Below are 24,277 nucleotides of genomic sequence, written 5' to 3' on the forward strand. Positions count from 1 at the left end.
GGCCGCTACGCAGCTCAACGCGCCGCGGGCGCAAGGGTTACGCGGGCGTTTCCTCCCGTGTGAGGGCCGGTGCCGTCCTTGCGGAGCACGAGACGCCCCCGGTCCTCACATCCAGCCGCGGCGCTTGAAGACGCGGTAGAGCAGCAGACATGCGGACAGGATCACCACCAGCACGACCGGGTAGGCCCAGGGATGGCTCAGCTCGGGCATGTGCTCGAAGTTCATCCCGTAGATCCCGGCGATGGCTGTCGGAACGGCGAACATGGCAGCCCAGGCAGAGATCTTCCGCATGTTGTCGTTCTGCCGGACGGACATCTGCGCCAGGTTCGCGTTGAGTATGTCCGACAGCAGCCGGTCGAGGCCGTCCACCTGCTCGTTGACGCGGGTCAGATGGTCGCTCACGTCCCGGAAGAAGGGCCGCGAGTCGTCGTGGACGAACGGGACGCCGGGACGCATCAGCCGCTCCAGAGGTTCGGCGAGCGGACCGGTGGCCCGGCGGAAGCCCAGGACCTGCCGTTTGAAGGTGTAGATGCGGCCGGCGGTGTCCCTGGCCGCCTGAGCCTCCGGAGCGAAGACCTCCTCCTCCAGCCCGTCGAGGCTGACCTGGAGATCGGCCCCCACCTCGACGTACTGGTCCACGATGGCGTCGCTGACCGCGTACATCACGGCGGTCGGACCGTGCTTGAGAACCTCCGGTTCGCGCTCCAGCCGCTCGCGCACCGCACCGAGCGGATTGGTCTCCCCGTGACGTACCGAAACCACGAACGAGTCGCCGACGAACAGCATGAGTTCGCCGGTGGAGAGGGTGGCGGTGGACTGGTCGTAGCGGACGGGCTTCAGAACCAGGAACAGTGAGTCCGCGTAGACCTCGAGCTTGGGGCGCTGGTGCGCGTGGAGCGCGTCCTCGACGGCGAGCGGGTGCAGTCCGAACTGGCTGCTGACGAGGTCGAATTCGGACTCGGTCGGCTCGTGCAGGCCTATCCACAGGAAGGCGTCGCCACTCGTCCTGGCCTCGTCGAGGGCGTCGGAATAGTCGGACGGCCGCTCCATGCGGCGCCCGTCCCGGTAGATGGCGCAGTCCACGATCACGACTGGTCATTGTGCCCCGAAGCCGCCGATGCAACCACCGCCCGGCTCCGTGGAACGCTCACCTACGCTGGCAGGCATGCCCACGCTCATCCTCGTACGGCACGGCCGTTCCACCGCCAACACCTCGGGACTGCTCGCGGGCCGCACCCCGGGAGTGGCCCTCGACGAGCACGGCCGGGCCCAGGCCGGAGAGCTTCCCGGGCGGCTGGACGCCCTGCCGCTGGCGGCCGTCGTCAGCTCTCCCCTGCTCCGGTGCCGCGAGACCGTCGAACCCCTGGCCGAGGCACTGCCGGACCTCCCGGTGCACATGGAGGAGCGCATCTCCGAGTGCGACTACGGAGAGTGGAGCGGCCGCAAACTGGCCGAGCTCTCCGAGGAGCCGCTGATGACGACGGTGCAGCAGCATCCCTCGGCGGCGGCCTTTCCCGGCGGCGAGTCGATGCGGGGCATGCAGGCGCGTGCCGTGGAGGCCGTACGCGAGTGGAACGTGCGCATCGAGGCCGAGCACGGGGCGGACGCGCTGTACGCGATGTGCTCCCACGGGGACATCATCAAGTCGGTCGTGGCGGACGCCCTCGGGATGCATCTGGACCTCTTCCAGCGCATCGCCGTCGGGCCGTGCTCGCTCACGGTCATCCGCTACACGCCGCTGCGGCCCTTTCTGCTGCGGCTGGGCGAGACCGGCGAACTCGGCACCCTCGTACCGCCGGAGCCGCCGTCCGAAGAGGCGGACGGGGCAGACGGGGCAGGCGGTGCCGGCGGGGAAGAAGGACCGGCGGGCCGTGCGGGTGTGCAGGAGGCGGCACCCGGCCACAGCAGCGATGCCACCGTCGGGGGCGGAGCCTGAGCAGGAAGATCGGCACGGGCAGTAGGGTGCCGTAGACCGAATAGACGTCGACGACAACGGAGCAGGACGTGTCCCGTCAGGTGTTCCTCTACGACCCGCCGGACCGATTCATCGCCGGTACCGTCGGGCTGCCAGGGCGGCGCACCTTCTATCTCCAGGCGTCGGCCTCGGGCCGGACCACCAGTGTCGCTCTGGAGAAGGCGCAGGTCGAGGCGCTGGCCGAGCGGATCGACGAACTGCTGGACGAGGTGGTGCGGCGCTCCGGCGGCAACGCACCCGTGCCGGCCGTCGCGCCCTCCGAACTCGACGACACGGAGCCCCTGGAGACCCCCGTCGAGGAAGAGTTCCGCGTCGGCACCATGGCGCTCGCATGGGACGGCGACGGCGAACGGATGGTCGTCGAGGCACAGGCCGTCGTCGAGTTGGAGGCGGACTCCGACGAGGACCTCGCAGACGCCGAGGAACGACTGCTCCAGGACGACGAGAACGGGCCGCCCATGCTGCGCGTACGACTGGAGGGCACCATGGCCCGGTCGTTCGCCAAGCGAGCGCTCGAGGTCGTCAACGCCGGCCGGCCGCCGTGCCCGCTGTGCAGCCTCCCCCTCGACCCGGAGGGCCATGTGTGCCCGCGTCAGAACGGGTACCGGCGCGGCGAATGAACCAGGCAGCCGACTGCGGTCACCCACCGCCGGACGCGGCGGCCCTCGCGCCCGCGGCCGAGGAGACGCGCGCCCTCCTGGAGTCCGGCACGCTCTTGGTGCTCGGGCAGATCCGGCAGGCGTCCAACGCGGTCCTCTTCGGCGAGGTCGAGCACGAGGGACGCCGGGTGCCGTGCGTCTACAAGCCGGTCGCGGGTGAACGCCCGCTGTGGGACTTCCCCGACGGCACGCTCGCACAGCGCGAGGTGGCCGCGTACGAGATCTCCCGCGCCACCGGATGGGACCTGATCCCGGCGACGGTGCTGCGGGAGGGCCCGTACGGAGAGGGGATGTGCCAGGCCTGGGTGGGGCCGTTGCCGGACAGCGAACCCGCCGGCGCAGCCGCGGAGGACGGGGGCGACGCGGATGACGCCGGGGACGCCGAAGCCGGCGCGGGCACCGTGGACGCAGCCGGCACCGGCCGGCCGGACGCGAGCGGCCCGGCCGGCGAGACCTCCGGCCCGGACGGCGGCCACGGCGGCGAGGAACTGCTCGCCATCGTGGACGGCGAGGAGCCTGGGGAGGGCTGGAAGCCCGTCGGGTACGTCGAAACCGGAAGTGCCCGGCCCGCGCTGCTCGTTCACGCCGACGACGACCGGCTGCGCCGCCTTGCCGTCATCGACGCCGTCATCAACAACGGCGACCGCAAGGGCGGCCATCTGCTGACTCTCCCCACCGGTGCGCTGTACGCCATCGACCACGGCGTCTCCTTCCACGTGGACGACAAGCTCCGCACCCTGCTGTGGGGTTGGGCGGGGGAGGAGCTGACTTCGGAGGCGACGGCCGCGCTGCGCGCGCTCGCCACGGCGGTGGCGGAGAGCGCGCCGCTCGCCGGGCGCCTGTCAGAACTGATCACCGCGGCCGAAGTGGAGGCGCTGCGCAAGCGGATCGACGGACTGATCAGCTCCGGCCGCCACCCGCTGCCCGGCGGCGACTGGCCTGCGATCCCGTGGCCTCCCGTCTGACGCACGACAGCACGGCGGTGACCGGTCAGGAGTGCCTGTCGGGCCGTCTCCGCAGGCAAGAGACCGGGTGCGGCAGTCCCGTCCGAACGGCGAATCCCTGGTCGGGTTAGGCTCAAGGAATGCATGCCTGGCCCGCTTCCGAGGTCCCCGCCCTGCCTGGCGAGGGTCGCGACCTCGAGATCCACGACACCGCGAGGGACGGCCGCGCCACTCTGGTCCCCGGCCCCGTCGCCCGCCTGTACGTCTGCGGGATCACCCCGTACGACGCCACCCATCTTGGGCACGCTGCCACTTACAACGCCTTCGACCTGGTGCAGCGCGTGTGGCTCGACAACAAGCGGCAGGTTCACTACATCCAGAACGTCACCGACATCGACGATCCGCTCCTGGAGCGGGCCCGGGCCACCGGCGAGGAGTGGGCGGCGCTCGCGGAGCGCGAGACCTCGCTCTTCCGGGAGGACATGACGGCTCTGCGGATTCTGCCTCCGCGTCAGTTCGTCGGTGCGGTCGAGTCGATTCCGCGCGTGGTCCCGCTCGTCGAGCAACTGCGGGAGCAGGGGGCCGCGTACGAACTGGACGGGGACATCTACTTCTCCGTCGACGCGGACACCCACTTCGGCGAGGTCTCCCGCCTCGACGCGCAGACCATGCGGCACCTGTCCGCCGAGCGCGGCGGCGACCCGGAACGCCCCGGCAAGAAGAGTCCGCTCGACCCGATGCTGTGGCGCGCCGCCCGCGAAGGCGAACCGCACTGGGACGGCGCATCGCTCGGCCCGGGCCGCCCCGGCTGGCACATCGAGTGTGTGGCCATCGCCCTGGAGCACCTGGGCATGGGCTTCGACGTGCAGGGCGGCGGCTCCGATCTGGCCTTCCCGCACCACGAGATGGGCGCCTCGCACGCGCAGGCGCTCACCGGCGAGCACCCCTTCGCGCAGACGTACGTGCACGCCGGGATGGTCGGCCTGGACGGCGAGAAGATGTCGAAGTCCAAGGGCAATCTGGTCTTCGTCTCACAGCTGCGGCGTGAGGGCGTCGACCCCGCCGCGATCCGCCTCACGCTGCTCGCCCACCACTACCGGTCGGACTGGGAGTACACGACGGCCGGTCTCGACGAGGCCCGTGCGAGGCTCGCGCGCTGGCGGGCCGCCGTCTCACGGCCCGACGGGCCGCCGGCCGACGACGTCCTGGAGGAGATCCGTGCCGCACTCGCGGACGATCTCGACTCACCGGCAGCGCTTGCCGCCGTCGACCGCTGGGCGGCTGCGCAGGAAGCCGGAGGCGGCACGGACGAGGGTGCTCCCGGCATGGTCTCGCGAGCGGTCGACGCGCTGCTGGGGGTCGCGCTGTAGGCGCCGCCCCACAGTGCGGGGCGGAAGCGAGCGGCCCGTGCCGCCGCCTCCGCCCCGGCCTTCACGCGCAAGGGCCGCCCTGCCGGATGAGCGGCGGGCGGCCCTTGCCGTGAGTCCGGCGCTCACTCCTCGCCGGTGTCCTTGCTGTTGCCGCTGTTCTTGTCGCTGTTCTCGCCGCCGCTTCTGCGGTCCTTGCCGTCGTTGCGGCTCGGGGCGTCCTTGCCGCTCGCGCCGCCGTCTCCGCTCTCGCCGCGGCCCCCGTCGGCGGACGACTCCGGCTTCCCCTTCTTCGCGTTGCCGCCTTCGCCGTCGCTCTTGGCGTTCCGCTCCTCGTCCTCGTTCCTGGAGGAGTCTGCGGCGGGCTTGCGGCTGCGGCCGGTCCGGCCGGTGCTCCGGGTGCCCTTTTCGGCGCTGGTGCCGCCGCTCCTGCCGCTCGTACTGCTCGTGCTGCTCGAACCGCCCTTGCCGGCTCCGCCCGTGCTGCCGGAGCGGGTGGAGGCGCCGCGGGTGCGCCTGGCAGGCTTCGCAGGCTTGCCGGACCCCGCGCCACCGTCGCCCCCGGCGTCCTCGTCCGTATGTGCGTCCTTGCCCGTGCGCGGGTCCTTGTCCGGATGTGCGTCCTTGTCCGCGTGTGCGTCCTCGCCCGTACCGGCCTCCCTGCCGGTCCCGGCATCCGGGTCTTCCCCGTCCCGCTCGCCCTGCTCTGCGCGCCGAGCCTTGTCGTCCTCGCCGTCGTCCTTCGGGCCCCCGGCGGCGCCGCCCTTGGCAGAGGGCTTTGCCGGGCGGGAGCGTCCGCCGCCCGGACCGCGCCTCGGGGACTCGCCTCCGAAGGCGGGGGGCGAACCCGCCCCGGATTCCCGGGCGCTGCCGCCCAGCCCGGTCCCCGGGCCGTCGTCACGCCGCCGCAGATACCGCTCGAACTCCTTCGCGATGGCCTCTCCGGAGGCCTCCGGCAGCTCGGCCGTGTCCCGTGCCTCCTCCAGCGACTGCACGTACTCCGCCACTTCGCTGTCCTCGGCGGCGAGCTGGTCCACGCCCAGCTGCCAGGCCCGCGCGTCCTCCTGGAGTTCGCCCAGCGGCACGTTCAGACCGAGCAGGTCCTCGAGCCGGTTGATCAGGGCCAGCGTGGCCTTCGGGTTGGGCGGCTGGGAGACGTAGTGCGGCACGGACGCCCACAGGCTCACCGCCGGCACACCGGCGTGGGTGCACGCCTCCTGGAGGATGCCGACGATGCCCGTCGGCCCTTCGTACCTCGACTCCTCGAGGTTCATGGTGCGGGCCAGGTCCGGATCGGACGTCACGCCCGTCACCGGGACGGGCCTGGTGTGCGGGGTGTCGCCCAGCAACGCTCCCAGGACCACCACCATCTCGACGCCCAACTCGTGCGCGAAGCCCAGGATCTCGTTGCAGAAGGAGCGCCAGCGCATGCTCGGCTCGATCCCGCGGACCAGCACCAGGTCACGTGGTCTTCCCTTGCCGCCCGCGTCGTCGACGCGTACGACGGCCAGCCGGGTCGTGGGCCATGTGATCTTGCGCGAGCCGCCGTCCAGCCACACCTGCGGCCGGTTGACCTGGAAGTCGTAGTAGTCCTCCGCGTCCAGCGCCGCGAAGACCTCGCCCTTCCACTCCCGCTCCATGTGCCCGACCGCGGTGGAGGCTGCGTCGCCGGCGTCGTTCCAGCCTTCGAACGCGGCCACCATGACCGGGTCGACCAGCTCGGGAACTCCCTCGAGCTCGATCACCCAGCGCCTCCTTCCGGCCGGGTGGTGTGCGTGGACGCGCACCCGGCTGCCGTTCCGTTCCGTGCGGCAACCAGCCTACGGCGTGAGCCCGCGCGGACCGCAGCCCCGGCCGCACCCGTACGCCCCGAATCAGCGGAAACCCGCCGCTGCGCGGGCCCTCTCCTCGACCTGCGCGGCATTCCTCACGGGGCCGGAGGCGGCAGCCGCCTCGGGCGGACGGCGGCGGTGTACGTACAGTGCCCGTCGGCATGGTCCGCATCCGGACGGACGGGCGGGCCGCCGACTGCGCCGCTTCGTGAGAGGACAACGTGACAGCCCGCACGCTCCGAGAGCCCATCGCAACGACCGACGACTGGTGGCGCGACGCCGTCGTCTACCAGATCTACGTGCCCAGCTTCGCGGACTCCGACGGCGACGGAATGGGCGACCTGCGCGGTGCCGCCGACCGGCTGGGTCACCTGGCGGAGCTCGGCGTCGACGCGGTCTGGCTGACGCCGTTCTACCCCTCGCCGTGGGCGGACGGAGGCTACGACGTCTCCGACTACCGCGGTGTCGACCCGCGGCACGGAACCCTCGACGATTTCCGTGACCTCCTCTCGCGCGCCCACGGGCACGGCCTGAAGGTCATCATCGACATCGTCCCGAACCACTGCTCCGACCAACACCCGTGGTTCGCAGAGGCGTTGGCGTCCCCGCCCGGTTCACCCGCCCGCGACCGCTTCCACTTCCGTGACGGAAGCCGGCCCGACGGCAGTGAGCCGCCCGCGGACTGGCAGTCCAAGTTCGGCGGCCCCGCCTGGACCAGGACCCCGGACGGGCAGTGGTACATGCACATATTCGCCGCCGAACAGCCCGACCTGAACTGGGAGAACCCGGAGGTCGCCGCGGACTTCGAGCGCACACTGCGCTTCTGGCTGGACCTCGGCGTCGACGGCTTCCGCGTCGATGTGGCGCACGGCCTGCGCAAGGACCTCGCACCGCCTCTGCGCCACACCTTCGGCAACGACGCCGCCCCCCTGAACTCCCCGCCGCAGGGCGACGATCACCCCTTCTGGGACCGCGACGAGGTCCACGAGGTCTACCGCTCCTGGCGGAAGATCCTCGACAGCTACGAGCCGCCCCGCATCGCCGTCGCCGAAGCGGGCGTCAGCGCCGCACGGCTGCCGCTCTACACCCGCCCCGACGAACTCCACCAGGCCTTCAACTTCTTCCATCTGCGCTGCCCCTGGGACGCGGAGTCCTTCCGCAGCGTCATCGACGAGTCCCTCCGGGGCGCACGCTCCGTCGGCACTCTGCCGACCTGGGTCCTCTCCAACCACGACGTGGTGCGTCACGCCACCCGTTACGGCCTGCCGGAGGGCACCGACTTCGCCGAGTGGCTGGCCCGTGACGGGCGCGCGCCCGCTGCCGACGTGGAACTCGGCCGGCGCCGCGCCCGCGCGGCCGCCCTGCTCACCCTGGCCCTGCCCGGCACGGCATACCTGTACCAGGGCGAGGAGCTGGGGCTGCCGGAGGTCGCGGACCTGCCCGCCGAAGCGCTGCGCGACCCCATGTGGGAACGCACCGGGCGCACGCAGAAGGGCCGGGACGGCTGCCGCGTACCGCTGCCGTGGTGCCAGGAGGGCCCCTCCTACGGCTTCGGCCCCGGCGGCAGCTGGCTCCCGCAGCCCGAGGGGTGGGGAGCCCACTCGGCCGAGGCGCAGAGCGGCGTGGAGGGCTCCTTCCTCGAGCTGTACCGCACCGCGCTGGAACTGCGCCGCGGCTTCCGCGGCCGGCCGGGTGGCGACCGCCTGGAGTGGCTGGACGCGGCCGAGGGCGAACTCGCCTTCCGCAGGGGCAGGTTGTTCGAGTGCCGGGTCAACCTCTCGGGCCGGCCCGTACCGCTGCCGGAGGGCGCCGTGCCGCTGCTCGCGAGCGACGGCACGGCGGGCGCTCCCGGCCGAGAGGGCCCCCTCCCGCACACCGGCCTGCTCGAACCCGACACCGCGGTCTGGCTCGGACCCGGCGGCGCCGAGGGCTGACCTGCCGGGAAGGGAAGAACGGGAAGGGACGGGCGGGAAGGGACGAGCGGGGGCCGGGCCCGGGGCCGGGGAAGTACGGCGGGCGGGCCCCGCCCTCGGCGTGACCCGCCCGCGTGCGTCCCCGTGCGGTCCCGTCACGGCCGCACGAGGGCGCGCTCCGCCCCCTCTCGCGTGCGGCCCGGTGGCCGCCCCGTCCCGGAGGGTCAGCTGCCGCGCTGCGCGAGCAGCTCCCCGACGCGCTCACGCACCTCTTCGGTGTCCAGACCGCGGATCGTGAGGGTGGTGCGCCGCCGCAGCACGTCGTCCAGGGTCTCCGCCCATTCCCGGTCCCGCGCGTGCACGACCTGGGCCCAGATCTCCGGCCCGTCCGGGTGGATGCGCTCGCCCAGCGACGGGTCCTCGTTGACCCGCCGTGCGATGTCGAAGGAGAGCGAGCCGTAGTGGGTGGCCAGATGACGAGCCGTCATCGGGTCCATGCGCGGCCCCGGTTCACGTTCGCGGTCGACCAGCAGCCGGTGGGCGACCGCGTTCGGGTTGGAGATGCCGGGAAGCGGAGTGCGGCGTACCAGCTCCCGCACCGGTTCCATGTCCTGCCCGATGGAACCTCCGGGCAGCTTTGCCAGCTTGTCCATCACGGCGCGTCCGATGTGCCGGTACGTCGTCCACTTGCCGCCGGCGACCGAGAGCATCCCTCCGATGCCCTCGCTGACGACCGTCTCCCGCTTCGCCGCCGTCACGCCGCCGGGGCCGCCCGGCAGCACGCGCAGACCCGCGAAGGCGTAGCTGATCAGGTCGCGGGAGAGGTGCTCGCCCCGCACCGAGAAGGCGGCCTCGTCGAGGATCTGCTGGATGTCGGCCTCGGTGGCGGCGACGTCACCCGGGTCACCCTCGTAGACCTCGTCGGTGGTGCCCAGCAGCAGCTGGTCCTCCCACGGGAGCGCGAAGGTGATGCGGTACTTGTCGATCGGCGTCGCCATCGCCGCCCGCCAGGGCGCCTTGCGGCGCAGCACCAGGTGCGCGCCCTTGGAGAGCCGGACGCTGGGAGCGGCGCCCTTGTCCTCCAGCCTGCGCAGGTGGTCCACCCACGGGCCGGTCGCGTTGAGGACCAGCCGGGCGTCGACCCCGAACTCGCTGCCGTCGATGCGGTCGCGCAGCTCGGCGCCGGTGACGCGGCCGCAGGTGCGGCGCAGATCCGTGACCTCCGCGTGGTTGAGCACCACGGCACCCGAGTCGACGGCGGCGCGCACCGTCATGACGGCCATGCGGGAGTCGTTCATCTGGTGGTCGCCGTAGACCGCGACCGCCCGCAGGTTCTCCGTGCGCAGCCCGGGATTGTCCGCCGCCGCACGGGACGGCGACACCAGGCGCCCGACGCCGTCACCGAACGCGGAGAGCGCGCTGTAGGCGAAGACGCCGGCGCCCAGCTTCGCCGCACCGTGCGGCCCGCCCTTGTAGACGGGCAGATAGAACTTGAGCGGGTTGACCAGGTGCGGGGCCACGTCCTTGGCCAGCACCCGCCGCTCGTGGTGGTTCTCCGCCACCAGCTTCACCGCTCCGGTCTGCAGATAGCGCAGCCCGCCGTGCACCAGCTTGGAGGAGGCGGAGGAGGTGGCGCCGGCGAAGTCGCCGGCGTCCACCATCGCCACCCGCAGTCCCGACTGCGCGGCGTGCCAGGCCACCGAGGTTCCGAGGATGCCGCCGCCGATCACGAGCAGGTCGTACGTTGCTCCCGCGAGCAGCTCCCTGGTCTCGGCACGGCTGGGATTGCCGCCGGCAGCCGGGTGCGTCCCGAGGGTGGGGACGCTCTGCAGGGTGTTCATGTGGTTCAGTTCTCCTCTTCGATCCAGCCCATGGTCCGCTGGACGGCCTTGAGCCAGTTCTTGTACTCGCGGTCGCGATCGGCCGCTTCCATGTCGGGCGTCCATTCCGCCGCCCGCTTCCAGTTGGCGCGCAGCTCTTCGGTGTCGGACCAGAATCCGACGGCGAGCCCTGCCGCGTACGCCGCGCCGAGGCAGGTGGTCTCCGCGACCATCGGCCGCACGACCGGTGCGTCGAGGAAGTCCGACATCGTCTGCATCAGCAGGTTGTTGGACGTCATGCCGCCGTCGACCTTCAGCGCCGTCAGCTCGACCCCGGAGTCCTTCTGCATCGCGTCGACGATCTCGCGCGTCTGCCATGCGGTCGCCTCCAGGACCGCGCGGGCGAGGTGCGCCTTGGTCACGTACCGGGTGAGGCCGGCGATCACGCCGCGCGCGTCGTCGCGCCAGTACGGTGCGAACAGGCCGGAGAACGCCGGTACGAAGTAGGCGCCGCCGTTGTCCTCGACGGAGCTCGCGAGGGTCTCGATCTCCGCCGCGGTGCTGATGAGGCCCATCTGGTCGCGCATCCACTGCACCAGTGAACCGGTGACGGCGATGGCGCCTTCCAGGGCGTAGACGGGCTGTTCGTCACCGATGCGGTAACCGACCGTCGTCAGCAGCCCGTTGTACGAATTGACCGCCTCGTGGCCGGTGTTGAGCAGGAGGAACGTTCCGGTGCCGTAGGTGGACTTCGCCTCGCCCTCCGAGAAGCAGGTCTGGCCGAACAGCGCTGCCTGCTGGTCGCCGAGGGCCGAGGCCACCGGCACTCCGGCGAGCGCTCCCGTCGCCTCCCCGTACACCTCGGCGGAGGAACGGATTTCGGGCAGCAGCGACATGGGGACACCCATGGAGTCGCAGATCTTCTCGTCCCACTTCATGGAGCGCAGGTTCATCAGCATGGTGCGCGAGGCGTTCGTCACGTCGGTGACGTGACGCCCGCCGTCCGGCCCGCCGGTGAGGTTCCAGATGACCCAGGAATCCATGGTTCCGAAGAGGAGTTCGCCGCGCTCGGCCCGCTCACGCAGTCCGTCGACGTTGTCGAGCAGCCAGCGGATCTTCGGGCCGGAGAAGTAGGAGGCGAGCGGCAGGCCCGTCTCGCGGCGGAAGCGGTCCTGGCCGACGTTGCGGCCCAGTTCGCGGCAGAGCGCGTCCGTGCGGGTGTCCTGCCAGACCAGCGCGTTGTGCACCGGCTCGCCGGTCGCCTTGTCCCACAGCAGCGTCGTCTCGCGCTGGTTGGTGATGCCGAGGGCCACCACGTCGGACTTGGTGATGCCGGCCTGGTCGAGGGCGCCCGTGACCACCTGCTGGACGTTGGTCCAGATCTCGGCGGCGTCGTGCTCGACCCAGCCCGGCTTCGGGAATATCTGCTCGTGTTCCTTCTGGTCGACGGCGACGATGCGGCCGTCCTTGTCGAAGACGATGCAGCGGCTGGAGGTCGTGCCCTGGTCGATGGCGGCGATGAAGGGGCCCTCGCCGTGCGTGGAAGCGCCCGCGGACTGGTTCTCGGTCTCACTCATGTCCTGCTCCAAGGTGTTCTGGGTGGGTTGGGGCTCTCGGCCATCGGGCCGGGGACGTCCCGGGCCGTGCCCGCAGGCTGCCGGGCCGGGCGGCCCGGCAGCAACGGGCTCAGGCGAACGCGACCTGGTGCAGGCCGGCGGCCAGCGCGGCGCCGAGCAGCGGGGCCACGACCGGTATCCAGGAGTAGGACCAGCCGGAGCCGCCCTTGTTGGGCAGCGGCAGCAGGGCGTGCACGATTCGGGGACCGAGGTCACGTGCGGGGTTGATGGCGTATCCCGTCGGCCCGCCGAGCGACAGGCCGATGCCCACGACGACGAGTGCCACGATCAGCACACCCGTGCCGCTGACCCCGACGCCCTTGGTGAGTCCGAGGTTGAGGACCGCGATGACGAGGGCGAACGTGGCGATGGTCTCGGTGACGACGTTCTGCCAGGTGTTCCGGATCTCGGGGGAGGTGAAGAAGACGCCGTGCACTGGGCCGGGGTTCTCACCCTTGCGCTCGGCCATCTCCGGTTCCTTGAGGTCCGCGTGGAACTGGCCGTAGTACGCGAGCCACACCAGCACCGCGCCGATCATGGCGCCGAGCGTCTCGCTGAACCAGTAGAGGGGGACGTCGCCCCACGGGGTCGTTCCCTCGATCGCGAGGGCCAGCGTGACCGCCGGATTGAGGTGGGCACCGGAGACCTGGGCCACGTAGCCGCCGGTCAGGACGCCGAAGCCCCAGCCGAAGGCGATGGCGACCCAGCCGGCGTTGAATGCCTTTGAGCGCTTGAAGGTCACGGCGGCGCAGACGCCGCCGCCGAGCAGGATCAGCAGAGCGGTACCTGTGACTTCGCTGAAGAAGATGTCGGAGCTGGACACCCGCGACTCCTTTGTCTTGTCCAGATGGGGAGGGCGGGTCGGTTCCGTCCATCGTTCGACAATGCCGACCGCCGACTCGGCAGTTTTGTCCCTGGTCGTCGTCCCGTCAAGGGGTGTGACCGAGGACTCCCGCAGTCCCTCTGTGCTGGGGAGATCAACTCCGGGCAGGGGGTGGCGCCGGGTGCCGCGCCGAGACTCCTCGCGGCGCCCGGCGAGCCGGTGCCACCGGACGGGGAGCGCCGCTCAGAACCGGCGGGCGCCCAGATCCCTGGAGACGGCACGGGCGCAGTCGCGTACGGCGGCGACGAGCAGCGGCCTCAGCTCCGGCTCGCCGGCGGGATCGCCGTTTCCGTTGGCGGCGGTCGCGCCCACGCCGACCGCCGCGGCCGTGACGTCCTCGCAGACCCGCTCCACCGCGCCCGTGACGCCGACCGCGCCGACCGGCATGCGGCGGCGGTCGAGGATCGGCGCCGCGATGGACGCCAGTCCCTCCCACGTCTCCTCCACGTCGGCGGCCCAGCCGCGCGCCCGCGTCACCTCCAGTACGCCCTCGAACTCCTCGAGGGAGGTGACCGTGCGCTCCGTGAAGCGCCGTCGCTCGCCGTCCACCGCCTCGCTGTGCGCCACGGGGTCGAACGCGGAGAGCACCTTGCCCAGCGCCGTGCTGTGCAGCGGCTGCATCGCACCCACCTCCAGCACCTGGCGGCTGTTGTCCGGCCGGAAGACGTGATGCACGATCAGCACGCCCTGCTGGTGCAGAACGCCGAGGTAGACGCTCTCCCCGCTGGACCGCGCCAGGTCGTCCGCCCACACCAGGGCCCGGGAGCGCAGCTCGTGCACGTCCAGATAGCTGGTGCCGAGCCGCAGGAGCTCGGCGCCGAGCTGGTACTTGCCGGTGGCCTCGTCCTGCTCGACGAAGCCCTCCTGCTGGAGGGTGCGCAGCAGGCCGTGGGCGGTGCCCTTCGGAAGATCCATGGACGAGGCGACGTCGGACAGGCCGAGCCTGCGTTCACCGCCCGCCAGGAGACGCAGCACGGCTGCAGCGCGCTCGAGGGACTGGATGGTCCGGGCCACCGGGCACCTCCCTGACCTGCTCGCAACGGGCCGCTCTGAATTGGGTTCGACAATGCCGAACGGTATCGCTTGATGTCGACGGACGGTAGCCCGGTCCCACTGCTGGGTGAGCGCTCCGGATGGTCTTCGCGCCCCCGCCAGGCGCTCAGGCCCAGGTAAGGGCCGGTGCCGCCCGGCGTCTCACCGGCCCTTTCGTTCCCGGTCCCCGCCGGCCCCCTCCGGTTGCTGGAAACCGCGTCCCCCGCCCCTTCTCGCCACGTGGAAGGCGCCCCGTCCCGTCCCGCTGCGTGGAATGCCCGGCTGCGCACTTGTGCTCGCCCGATACCCTGATCAGGTGCGCCGCCCTCAGCGGAGTGGCGGGACGCATAGCCGACAGCCGTCGCACTCTAGGGAGAACCCTTCATGGCCTCGCCGAGCAGTACGCCCGAATCCGCCTTCCCGCGGGGAGCAGCTCTTCGCAAGGCGCTCACGGAGCGCGTGATCGTCGCAGACGGCGCGATGGGCACCATGATTCAGGCGCAGGACCCGTCGCTCGACGACTTCCAGCAGCTCGAAGGCTGCAACGAGATCCTCAACGTGACCCGCCCCGACATCGTGCGGTCCGTCCACACCGAGTACTTCGAAGCCGGCGTGGACTGCGTCGAGACCAACACCTTCGGCGCCAACCACGCCGCCCTGGGCGAGTACGACATCACCGACCGCGTCTTCGAGCTGTCCGAGACGGGCGCCCGCATCGCCCGCGACGTCGCGGACAAGTTCGAGGCCGACGGCCGCCCGCGCTGGGTGCTGGGCTCGATGGGCCCCGGCACCAAGCTGCCGACGCTGGGCCACGCCCCCTACGCCACGCTGCGCGACGCATACCAGCAGAACGCCGAAGGCATGATCGCCGGCGGTGCCGACGCACTCCTCGTGGAGACCACGCAGGACCTGCTGCAGACCAAGGCGGCCGTCATCGGCGCCCGCCGTGCCATGGACGTCGCAGGGGCCCACGACCTGCCGCTGATCTGCTCCGTGACCGTCGAGACCACCGGCACGATGCTGCTGGGCTCCGAGATCGGCGCGGCCCTCACGGCGCTGGAGCCGCTGGGCATCGACATGATCGGCCTCAACTGCGCCACCGGTCCCGCCGAGATGAGCGAGCACCTGCGCTACCTCGCGCAGCACGCCCAGGTGCCGATCTCCTGCATGCCCAACGCCGGCCTGCCCGTACTGGGCAAGGACGGCGCCCACTACCCGCTCACGCCCGAAGAGCTGTGCGACGCCCACGAGGGCTTCGTCCGTGACTACGGCCTCTCCCTCGTCGGCGGCTGCTGCGGCACCACGCCCGAACACCTGCGCCAGCTGGTCGAGCGGGTGCGTGGCAAGGAACCCGCGCCGCGCACGCCCCAGCCCGAGCCGGCCGCCGCATCCCTCTACCAGATGATCCCCTTCCGCCAGGACACCTCGTACCTGGCGATCGGTGAGCGTACGAACGCCAACGGTTCGAAGAAGTTCCGCGAGGCGATGCTCGACGGACGCTGGGACGACTGCGTCGAGATGGCCAGGGACCAGATCCGCGAGGGCGCCCACATGCTCGACCTCTGCGTCGACTACGTGGGCCGCGACGGCGTCGCCGACATGCAGGAACTCGCCGGGCGCTTCGCGACGTCCTCCACCCTGCCGCTCGTGCTCGACTCCACCGAAGTCCCGGTGATCCAGGCCGGGTTGGAGAAGCTCGGCGGCCGCGCCGTGATCAACTCCGTCAACTACGAGGACGGGGACGGCCCCGAGTCCCGCTTCGCCCGCGTCGCCACCCTGGCCCGAGAGCACGGCGCGGCCCTGATGGCCCTGACCATCGACGAGGAGGGCCAGGCCCGCACCGCCGAGAACAAGGTCGCCATCGCCGAGCGCATCATCGACGACCTGACCACGAACTACGGCATCGCCGAGTCGAGCATCCTCATCGACTGCCTGACGTTCACCATCTGCACGGGCCAGGAAGAGTCCCGCAAGGACGGCATCAACACCATCGAGGCCATCCGGGAGCTCAAGAAGCGCCGCCCGGACGTGCAGACGACGCTCGGCCTCTCCAACATCTCCTTCGGGCTCAACCCGGCGGCGCGCATCGTCCTCAACTCCGTCTTCCTCGACGAATGCGTCAAGGCGGGCCTGGACTCGGCGATCGTGCACGCCAGCAAGATCCTGCCGATCGCACGTCTGGAGGAGGAGCAGGTCACCACCGCCCTCGACCTGATCTACGACCGGCGCAGCGAGGGCTACGACCCGTTGCAGAAGCTCCTGGAGCTCTTCGAGGGCGTCGACACCAAGGCGATGAAGGCCGGGAAGGCCGAGGAACTGGCCGCCCTGCCCCTGGACGAGCGTCTCCAGCGGCGCATCATCGACGGCGAACGCAACGGCCTGGAAGACGACTTGAACGCGGCGCTGGAGGAGCGGCCCGCACTCGACATCGTCAACGACACGCTCCTCGCCGGAATGAAGGTCGTCGGTGAACTCTTCGGCGCGGGCAAGATGCAGCTGCCGTTCGTGCTCCAGTCGGCAGAGGTGATGAAGACCGCGGTCGCCCATCTCGAACCGCACATGGAGAAGACCGACGACGAGGGCAAGGGCACCATCGTCCTGGCCACGGTCCGCGGCGACGTGCACGACATCGGCAAGAACCTCGTCGACATCATCCTGTCCAACAACGGCTACAACGTGGTCAATCTGGGCATCAAGCAGCCCGTCGGCGCCATCCTCGACGCGGCCGAGGAGAACAAGGCCGACGTCATCGGCATGTCCGGCCTGCTGGTGAAGTCCACGGTGATCATGAAGGAGAACCTGGAGGAGCTGAACCAGCGCCGGATGGCCTCGGACTTCCCGGTCATCCTCGGCGGTGCCGCGCTCACGCGCGCCTACGTCGAGCAGGACCTGCACGAGATCTACGAGGGCGAGGTCCGCTACGCGCGCGATGCCTTCGAGGGCCTTCGTCTGATGGACGCGCTCATCGGCGTCAAACGCGGCGTCCCCGGAGCGGAGCTGCCGCCGCTGAAGCAGCGCCGCGTGCCCAAGCGCCCCTCGTCCGCCGCCGGTGAGGTGCCGGAGGAGGAGGTCAACGACGGGTCGGTGCGCTCCGACGTCGCCACCGACAACCCGGTGCCGACGCCGCCCTTCTGGGGCAGCCGCGTCGTGAAGGGCATCGGTCTGAAGGACTACGCGTCCTGGATCGACGAGGGCGCGCTCTTCAAGGGCCAGTGGGGCCTGAAGGAATCCCGCACCGGCGACGGCCCCTCCTACGAGGAGCTGGTGGAGACCGACGGACGCCCCCGCCTGCGCGGCCTGCTGGACCGGCTGCACACGGACAACATGCTGGAGGCGGCCGTCGTCTACGGCTACTACCCGTGCGTCTCCAAGGGTGACGACCTGATCCTGCTGGGCGAGGACGGCAGCGAGCGCACCCGCTTCACCTTCCCGCGGCAGCGGCGGGGGAGGCGGCTGTGCCTGGCGGACTTCTTCCGCCCGGAGGAGTCCGGCGAGCAGGACGTCGTCGGGCTGCAGGTCGTCACCGTCGGCTCGAAGATCGGCGAGGTCACGGCCGAGCTCTTCGCGAACGACTCCTACCGGGACTACCTGGAGCTGCACGGCCTGTCCGTCCAGCTCGCGGAGGCCCTCGCCGAGTACTGGCACGCCCGTGTCCGTGCCGAGCTGGACATCGCCGCGGAGGACCCGGCCGCGATGGCCGACATGTTCGCCCTGAAGTACCGCGGCGCCCGCTTCAGCCTCGGTTACGGCGCCTGCCCCAATCTGGAGGACCGGGCGAAGATCGCGGACCTGCTGCAGCCCGAGCGCATCGGCGTGGAGCTGTCGGAGGAGTTCCAGCTGCACCCCGAGCAGTCCACGGACGCCATCGTCATCCACCATCCGGAGGCCAAGTACTTCAACGCCCGATAACGGGTCCGGCCGGACCGTCGTAGAATGGTCGATCCGGTACAGGCCGGTCGTTCGCTCCTGTGGGGCGGGCGGCCGGCCTTGTTGTCCCTCACGGAGGTGTACGCGGATGACCAGCTCCATCCCCGCACTCGGCACTCTTACGGCCGAAGGCTCGTCGCTGCAGGCGGTGCTCCTCGACATGGACGGCACCCTGGTCGACACGGAAGGCTTCTGGTGGGACGCCGAGAGTGAGGCATTCGCGGAGCTGGGACACGTACTGAAGGACGAATGGCGTGAGGTCGTCGTGGGCGGCCCGATGACCCGCAGCGCGGGCTTCCTCATCGAGGCGACGAAGGCCGACATCACGGTCGAGGAGCTGACCGTCCTGCTCAACGAGAAGTTCATCGAGCGGCTGCGGCGCGGCGTTCAGCTGGCACCGGGCGCCCGGCGGCTCCTCGCCGAGCTGTCGCTGCACGGTGTGCCCACCGCGCTGGTCTCCGCGTCGCACCGCGAAGTCGTCGACGAAATGCTCGTCTCCCTCGGCAGCGAGCACTTCCACCTCACCGTCGCCGGGGACGAGCTGACCCGAACGAAACCGCACCCCGACCCCTATCTGACGGCTGCGGCGCGCCTGGGCGCCGACCCGGCGCGCTGCGCCGTCATCGAGGACACGGTGACGGGAGTTGCCTCGGCGGAGGCCGCCGGGTGCCGGGTGGTGGCGGTGCCCTCCGTGACCCCGATCGAGGCCGCCGCAGGGCGCACCGTCGTGGAATCGCTCGAAGAAGTGAACCTCGCCTTCCTGCGTTCCCTGGTCCTGATGGCCCACCAGAGCGTCTCCTGAGGCTTCCCGCACGTTCGCGGCCCCAGGGGGCGCGGGCTCGCCCCGCGGCGCCTGTGCGGGGCTTGTGCCGCCGCAGCAACGGAGGTGCAGGTGGCTGCTGTTGATGAATACGTGGCTCCACCCTCTTGACGCGGCGTTACCGGCGCTGTGACATTCACGAGCACTTCGCGTCGGTGCCGGACCACCGGCCTCTGCGGTATGCGGCGGTCTCCGCCGCAGTGCCGTGGCTGCCGCTCCGGCCGCGTCCCCCGGCATCAGGGCCCGGGGGCGCGCCGCGCCGCGCGGTCCGTACGGCGAAACACCGGAGGTGATCCTCATCGGGCTCCAAGTCCGTTGTGGAGGGGGCACGTTCAGGAACTACCGGCCGAGTCCGTTAACGGCCTGTCATTTCCTCCGTGCCGCAACCGGTGCGGCCGGCCGAGAGGACCGTGCCCGATGAAGTTCAGACCCTTGGCGGTGACGGCCGCGGCCGGACTCCTGGCATCCCTGCTCACCGCGTGCGGAGAGGTCACCGGAAGCGACGCCCCGGCCGTCGTCGTCGGCACCACCGACACGTTCACCCTCTCGAAGGGATCGCCCGCGCCGCTGGACCCGGCGGCGGCGTACGACGTCACCTCCTGGAACGTCATGCGCAACGCGTTCCAGACGCTGCTGCGGATGCCGCGCTCCGGCACACGGCCCGTCAGGGACGCGGCGGAGAGCTGCGGATTCACCGACGCGCAGAACGAGCAGTACCGCTGCACCCTGCGCAAGGACCTGACCTTCTCCAACGGGCACAAACTCGACGCCAGGGACGTCGAGTTCTCCATCGCCCGGACCCTGCGCATCCGCTTCGCCAACGGACCCGCCTCGCTGCTCAGCGGGATATCCAAGGTCAAGGCCACCAGCGACCGCGAGATCGTCTTCCAGCTGCGCAAGCCGGACGCCACCTTCCCGTTCAAGATCGCCACCCCGGCCGCCTCGATCGTCGACGAGCAGAGCTATCCCGAGAACGGCCTTGCGAAGGGCTTCAAGACGGTCGGTTCCGGCCCGTTCACGCTCGAAGTCGACGCGGACGCGGGCAAGACCGTCTTCACCCGCAATCCCGACTACAAGGGCGGGCTCAAGGTCCGCAGCGAAAAGGTCGAACTGCGCTCATTCCGCGATTCCGGCGCCATGGAGAAGGCGCTGCGCGCGGGAGACATCGACGTGATGAACCGCACCATCTCCCCGAAGCAGGTGGACAGGCTCGAATCCGCGCCCGAGGACAACATCAGCCTCGTGCAGCAACCGGGCCAGGAGATCCGCTATCTCGTCTTCAACACCGACGACGAGACGGCGGGCCGCCTCGCGGTGCGGCGGGCGATGGCGAAGGTCATCGACCGCGAGTCCCTGGTGCGCGACGTCTACGAACGGACCGCCGAGCCGCTCTACTCCCTGGTGCCCTCGGGCGTGCCCGGGCACCGCAACTCCTTCTTCAACAAGTACGGCGAGGCCGGCACCGACTCCGCACGGCGCACCCTGCGCAACGCGGGCCTCGTGCCGCCGGTGAAGGTCGAGCTCGCCTACACCACCGACCACTACGGCAGCGTCACCGCCAAGGAGTTCCGCCAGCTGAAGAAGCAGCTCGAGGACAGCGGCCTGTTCGCCGTCGAGATGCGGGGCCTTCCGTGGGACACCTACCGGACGGACGCGCTCAAGGGGAAGTACCAGATCTACGGCTACGGCTGGTTCCCCGACTTCCCGGACGCCGACAACTACATTGCGCCCTTCTTCGAACGGAACAACTTCCTCAACACCCCGTACGTCAGTTCCGAGATACGGAACAAGGTGATCCCGCAGACCCGGCAGAAGACCGACCGCATCCGCACCGAGGCCGGCTTCGCCCGCGCGCAGGACATCGTGGCCGACGAGGTGCCGGTGCTGCCGCTGTGGCAGGGCAAGCAGTACATCGCGGCACGGGACGACATCACGGGCGCGGAGTGGGCGCTCAACTCCTCGTCGGTGCTGCAGCTGTGGGAACTGGGCCGCAACGCCGACAGCTGACGGCGATGGGACCGCGGGTGCGGCCCCGCGCGTGAGGTGCCCGCCCCGAGGAGGCGGTGCCCGCCCCGGAGGGGGGCGTGGCGTTCACGCGCCGGGCCGCACCAGCCCGCTCTCGTACGCGTACACCGCGGCCTGCACGCGGTCGCGCAGACCCAGCTTGGTCAGCACGTGCCCGACGTGCGTCTTGACCGTCGTCTCGCTGACGAAGAGATCGGCGGCGATCTCCGAGTTCGACAGGCCGCGCGCCACCAGCTTCAGCACCTCCACCTCACGCTCCGTCAGCTGGTGGAGGGCATCCGGCACGGGCTCCTCGCCCGAGGGGAGCTTCCCCGCGTACTTGTCCAGCAGGCGGCGCGTGACACTCGGAGCCAGCATTGCCTCGCCGGCGGCGACCACGCGGATCGCCTGCACGAGCTCCGGGGCCGGCGCGTCCTTCAGCAGGAAGCCGCTCGCTCCGGCACGCAACGCCTCGACCACGTACTCGTCGAGGTCGAAGGTGGTCAGCACGAGCACCTTCGCGGGCCCGTCCTTCGCCGGTCCGGTGATGCGGCGAGTGGCCTCCACCCCGTCCATCCGCGGCATGCGGATGTCCATCAGCACCACATCGGGCTGCAACGCCCGCACCTGGTCCAGCGCCTGAAGCCCGTCGCCCGCCTCACCGACCACGGCGAGGTCCGCTTCCGCCTCGAGGATCATGCGGAAGCCGGTGCGCAGCAGCGGCTGGTCGTCGACCAACAGGACGCGGATAGCCACGGGATCTCCTCGGACGGGTGGCACGGACAGGCCCCATTCTTGCCTAGTCCCCGGCTGCGGAGCCCCCTGCCCCGTCCTCGCGCTGCTCGGGCAGCCGCGGTTGCACAGTGAGCGGGTAGGGCGGGGGAGAGCCGCCGAATTCCGGGCAGTGCGCCTGGTGGTCGCACCAACCGCAGAGCCTGCCCGGGCTGGGCCGCCAGTCGCCCGTCTCCGTCGCCCTCGTGATGGCCTCCCACAGAGCCAGCAGCTTGCGTTCGACGCGGAGCAGGTCCTCCTCGCCGGGGTCGTAGGTCAGCACGTCTCCGCTGCCCAGGAAGACCAGTTGGAGACGGCGGGGGACGATGCCGCGCAGCCGCCACACCACCAGTGCGTAGAACTTCATCTGGAAGAGCGGCCCGTCGGAGAACTGCGGGGGCGGGGCCTTGCCCGTCTTGTAGTCGACGATCCGCACCTCGCCGGTCGGTGCGACGTCGACGCGGTCGATGATGCCGCGGAGCCGCAGCCCCGAATCCAGCCGTGCCTCGACCATCAACTCCCGCTCCGCGGGCTCCAGACGAGTGGGATCCTCCAGCGAGAACCACCGCTCGACCAGCGCCTCGGCCTCCGCGAGCCAGGCAGCGAGCCGGGTGCCGTCCGGCGCCTCCTGCCCGTCCTCCGCGAACAGCTCCTTCAGCTCCGGCCTCTTGGCCAGCAGGCGCTCCCACTCGCGGGTGACGAGCGACCGGGCGCGCGGCAGGCTGCGCTGATCCGCGGGGGAGTCGAACAGCCGCTCAAGGACGGCGTGTACGACCGTTCCGCGCGTGGCGGCCGCAGAAGGTTTCTCCGGCAGTTTGTCGATCACCCGGAAGCGGTAGAGCAGCGGGCACTGCATGAAGTCGCTGGCGCGGGACGGCGAGAGGGAGTTCGGCGGCGATGCGACGCGGGTGGTCATGACGTACGACCCTAGGGCCCCGCACCGACAACGGACGCATACCATCGAAGACGGCGCACCCGCCCTGCACGCCATCCGGGGAAACGGCAGCGCAGCGGAGTGCGAAGCAGCAGCAGAGGGGAACCCGTGGCGGAGACGGAAAACGGCGGCAGGCCGCGTTGGAGCGGCTCCGGTGATTCCGGAACGGCAGGGGAGGGCACGGCACCTCTCCCGGACCGTCCGGACGCCTCGCCGTACCCGGACGGTCCGCCGGCGGACACCTCCACGCCGGGCGGGACGGAGGACGGCACGCGGACGAAGCCGCAGGACACGACGGACCCCGGACCCGGACAGGAGGCCGGGACGGCCGCCGCCGAGTCGCCCGCACCCGCACCCGGACCTGCAACCAGCGGTGAAGCGGCACCCGCGGACCGTTCCTCCCCCGGCCCCGCCGCGCAGGCGGAGCCCGAGCCGCGCCCCGCCCCCGCCCCCGCCCCCGCGTCCGGCACCGCGGCCGGCGGCGGCCAGGCACCCGACCCGCCCTACGACGCGGCCCCTGACGCCGACTCCGCTCAGGGCCGTGCGCGTACCGGCGTCGCATCCCCCGGTCCGCGCGCCCTGGGCCCCGACAAGCCCCGGCGCGCACGCCCGTTCGGAGGCGGCATCCTGATGGGCCGCCCGTTCGGCGTCCCCGTCTACGTGGCGCCGAGCTGGTTCCTCGTCGCCGCCCTCATCACCTGGGTCTTCGGCGGCCAGCTCGACCGACTCCTGCCTCATCTCGGAGCTGTGCGCTACCTCATCGCGCTCTTCTTCGCCGTCGCCTTCTACGCCTCGGTCCTCGTCCACGAACTCGCCCACACGATCGCCGCGCTGCGCTTCAAGCTGCCCGTGCGGCGCATCCAGCTCCAGTTCTTCGGTGGCGTCTCCGAGATCGAGAAGGAGGCCGAGACCCCCGGCCGTGAGTTCGTCCTCGCCTTCGTCGGGCCGCTGCTCTCCCTCGCGCTCGCCGGGGTCTTCTACGGGGGCATGCAGGCCGTGCAGCCCGGCACCGTTCCGGGGGTGCTGCTGGCCGGGCTGATGTTCTCCAACCTGATCGTGGCGGCCTTCAACCTTCTCCCCGGACTGCCCCTGGACGGCGGCCGGATGCTGCGCGCTCTCGTGTGGAAGCTGAGCGGCCGTCCGATGACGGGCACCGTCTTCGCCGCCTGGATCGGCCGGGCCCTGGCGATCGCCGTCCTGATCGGGCTGCCGCTCGCCACGCATGCGGGCGGATTCACGCAGGAGACGATCGGCGGCGTCGACTCGATCATGGACGCGCTGCTCGCCGCGATCCTTGCCGCCATCATCTGGACCGGCGCCGGCAACAGCCTCCGCATGGCGCGGCTGCGCGAACACCTCCCCGACCTGCGGGCACGCAAGCTCACCAGGCGCGCCGTCCCCGTACCCACCGACACCCCGCTCTCGGAGGCGCTGCGCCGCGCCAACGACGCCGGAGCCCGCGCCCTGGTCGTGGTCGACGGCGCCGGCGGTCCCGTCTCACTCGTGCGCGAGGCCGCCATCGCCGGAGTCCCCTCGCACCGCCGCCCGTGGGTCGCGGTCTCCAGCCTCGCCCAGGAGCTGAGGGAGGGGATGCGCGTCCCCGCGGAGCTGGCGGGCGAGGAGCTGCTGGAGTATCTGCGTGCCACGCCGGCGACGGAGTACCTGGTGGTCGAGGAGACCGGCGAGATCTACGGAGTGCTCTCCGCCGGCGACGTCGAGCGTGCCTTCGTCGCGGCGATGGCCAAGCCCTCGGCGTGAGGCCCTGACCAGACCCGTTAGT

Annotated in this window: 16 protein-coding genes and 1 pseudogene; 9 read left to right on the plus strand and 8 right to left on the minus strand. The window is 71.1% G+C overall.

Features of this window, described 5'->3' with window-relative positions; all coding sequences use genetic code 11:
- Positions 1-105 precede the first annotated feature (105 nt).
- A complete protein-coding gene (corA, locus tag H180DRAFT_RS24445) occupies positions 106-1,050 on the minus strand; it encodes a magnesium/cobalt transporter CorA (protein WP_175437822.1) in 945 nt (314 codons plus the stop codon).
- A gap of 115 nt (positions 1,051-1,165) precedes the next feature.
- Here corA and H180DRAFT_RS24450 point away from each other — a divergent pair, with 115 nt between their 5' ends.
- From H180DRAFT_RS24450 to mshC, 4 genes are all read left to right on the plus strand, one after another.
- Positions 1,166-1,936, plus strand: a complete 771-nt coding sequence (locus H180DRAFT_RS24450; protein ID WP_055488300.1) for a histidine phosphatase family protein — start codon at positions 1,166-1,168, stop codon at positions 1,934-1,936.
- Between the two features lie 68 nt (positions 1,937-2,004).
- Entirely contained in the window at positions 2,005-2,595 is a 591-nt protein-coding gene (locus tag H180DRAFT_RS24455; RefSeq protein WP_055488301.1) for a DUF3090 domain-containing protein, read from the plus strand.
- Entirely contained in the window at positions 2,592-3,599 is a 1,008-nt protein-coding gene (locus tag H180DRAFT_RS24460) for an SCO1664 family protein (RefSeq protein WP_055488302.1), read from the plus strand. Before H180DRAFT_RS24455 ends, H180DRAFT_RS24460 begins: the two co-directional genes overlap by 4 nt.
- 119 nt (positions 3,600-3,718) lie before the next feature.
- Entirely contained in the window at positions 3,719-4,948 is a 1,230-nt protein-coding gene (gene mshC, locus H180DRAFT_RS24465; RefSeq protein WP_055488303.1) for a cysteine--1-D-myo-inosityl 2-amino-2-deoxy-alpha-D-glucopyranoside ligase, read from the plus strand.
- Between the two features lie 893 nt (positions 4,949-5,841).
- On the opposite strand, the pseudogene H180DRAFT_RS24470 reads toward mshC, so the two are convergent.
- Positions 5,842-6,690 (minus strand): annotated as a pseudogene (locus tag H180DRAFT_RS24470) (PAC2 family protein); the annotation flags it as partial.
- A gap of 308 nt (positions 6,691-6,998) precedes the next feature.
- Here H180DRAFT_RS24470 and H180DRAFT_RS24475 point away from each other — a divergent pair.
- Positions 6,999-8,711: a glycoside hydrolase family 13 protein gene (locus tag H180DRAFT_RS24475; protein ID WP_055488304.1), complete on the plus strand. Its 1,713-nt coding sequence runs from the start codon at positions 6,999-7,001 to the stop codon at positions 8,709-8,711.
- A gap of 203 nt (positions 8,712-8,914) precedes the next feature.
- On the opposite strand, the gene H180DRAFT_RS24480 is transcribed toward H180DRAFT_RS24475, so the two are convergent.
- The 4 genes from H180DRAFT_RS24480 to H180DRAFT_RS24495 form a co-directional block, all read right to left on the minus strand.
- Positions 8,915-10,531, minus strand: coding sequence for a glycerol-3-phosphate dehydrogenase/oxidase (locus tag H180DRAFT_RS24480; RefSeq protein ID WP_055488305.1), 1,617 nt, complete (start codon positions 10,529-10,531; stop codon positions 8,915-8,917).
- 5 nt (positions 10,532-10,536) lie between these two features.
- On the minus strand, positions 10,537-12,087 hold the full coding sequence (gene glpK / locus H180DRAFT_RS24485) for a glycerol kinase GlpK (protein WP_055488306.1): 1,551 nt from the start codon (positions 12,085-12,087) through the stop codon (positions 10,537-10,539).
- Positions 12,088-12,196: 109 nt separating this feature from the next.
- Entirely contained in the window at positions 12,197-12,949 is a 753-nt protein-coding gene (locus tag H180DRAFT_RS24490; RefSeq protein ID WP_055488307.1) for an MIP/aquaporin family protein, read from the minus strand.
- A gap of 243 nt (positions 12,950-13,192) precedes the next feature.
- Positions 13,193-14,023 carry an IclR family transcriptional regulator gene (locus tag H180DRAFT_RS24495; protein ID WP_055488308.1) on the minus strand — a complete coding sequence of 277 codons (831 nt, stop codon included), beginning with the start codon at positions 14,021-14,023 and terminating at the stop codon, positions 13,193-13,195.
- 402 nt (positions 14,024-14,425) lie between these two features.
- On the opposite strand from H180DRAFT_RS24495, the gene metH reads away from it, so the two are divergent.
- From metH to H180DRAFT_RS24510, 3 genes are all read left to right on the plus strand, one after another.
- Positions 14,426-17,950, plus strand: a complete 3,525-nt coding sequence (gene metH / locus H180DRAFT_RS24500) for a methionine synthase (RefSeq protein WP_055488309.1) — start codon at positions 14,426-14,428, stop codon at positions 17,948-17,950.
- A gap of 106 nt (positions 17,951-18,056) precedes the next feature.
- Positions 18,057-18,770: an HAD family hydrolase gene (locus tag H180DRAFT_RS24505; RefSeq protein WP_055488310.1), complete on the plus strand. Its 714-nt coding sequence runs from the start codon at positions 18,057-18,059 to the stop codon at positions 18,768-18,770.
- A 435-nt stretch (positions 18,771-19,205) separates the two neighbouring features.
- Complete coding sequence (locus H180DRAFT_RS24510) at positions 19,206-20,795, plus strand: ABC transporter substrate-binding protein (RefSeq protein WP_055488311.1); 1,590 nt, start codon at positions 19,206-19,208, stop codon at positions 20,793-20,795.
- A gap of 84 nt (positions 20,796-20,879) precedes the next feature.
- Here H180DRAFT_RS24510 and H180DRAFT_RS24515 read toward each other — a convergent pair whose 3' ends face one another.
- Positions 20,880-21,548, minus strand: coding sequence for a response regulator (locus H180DRAFT_RS24515; protein ID WP_055488312.1), 669 nt, complete (start codon positions 21,546-21,548; stop codon positions 20,880-20,882).
- Between the two features lie 43 nt (positions 21,549-21,591).
- A complete protein-coding gene (locus H180DRAFT_RS24520; RefSeq protein WP_055488313.1) occupies positions 21,592-22,479 on the minus strand; it encodes a RecB family exonuclease in 888 nt (295 codons plus the stop codon).
- 126 nt (positions 22,480-22,605) lie between these two features.
- Between H180DRAFT_RS24520 and H180DRAFT_RS24525 the strand changes: the two genes are divergently transcribed.
- A complete protein-coding gene (locus H180DRAFT_RS24525) occupies positions 22,606-24,255 on the plus strand; it encodes a site-2 protease family protein (protein ID WP_055488314.1) in 1,650 nt (549 codons plus the stop codon).
- Positions 24,256-24,277 lie beyond the last annotated feature (22 nt).

The organism is Streptomyces sp. WMMB 322, assembly GCF_900090145.1.
GTDB lineage: Bacteria > Actinomycetota > Actinomycetes > Streptomycetales > Streptomycetaceae > Streptomyces.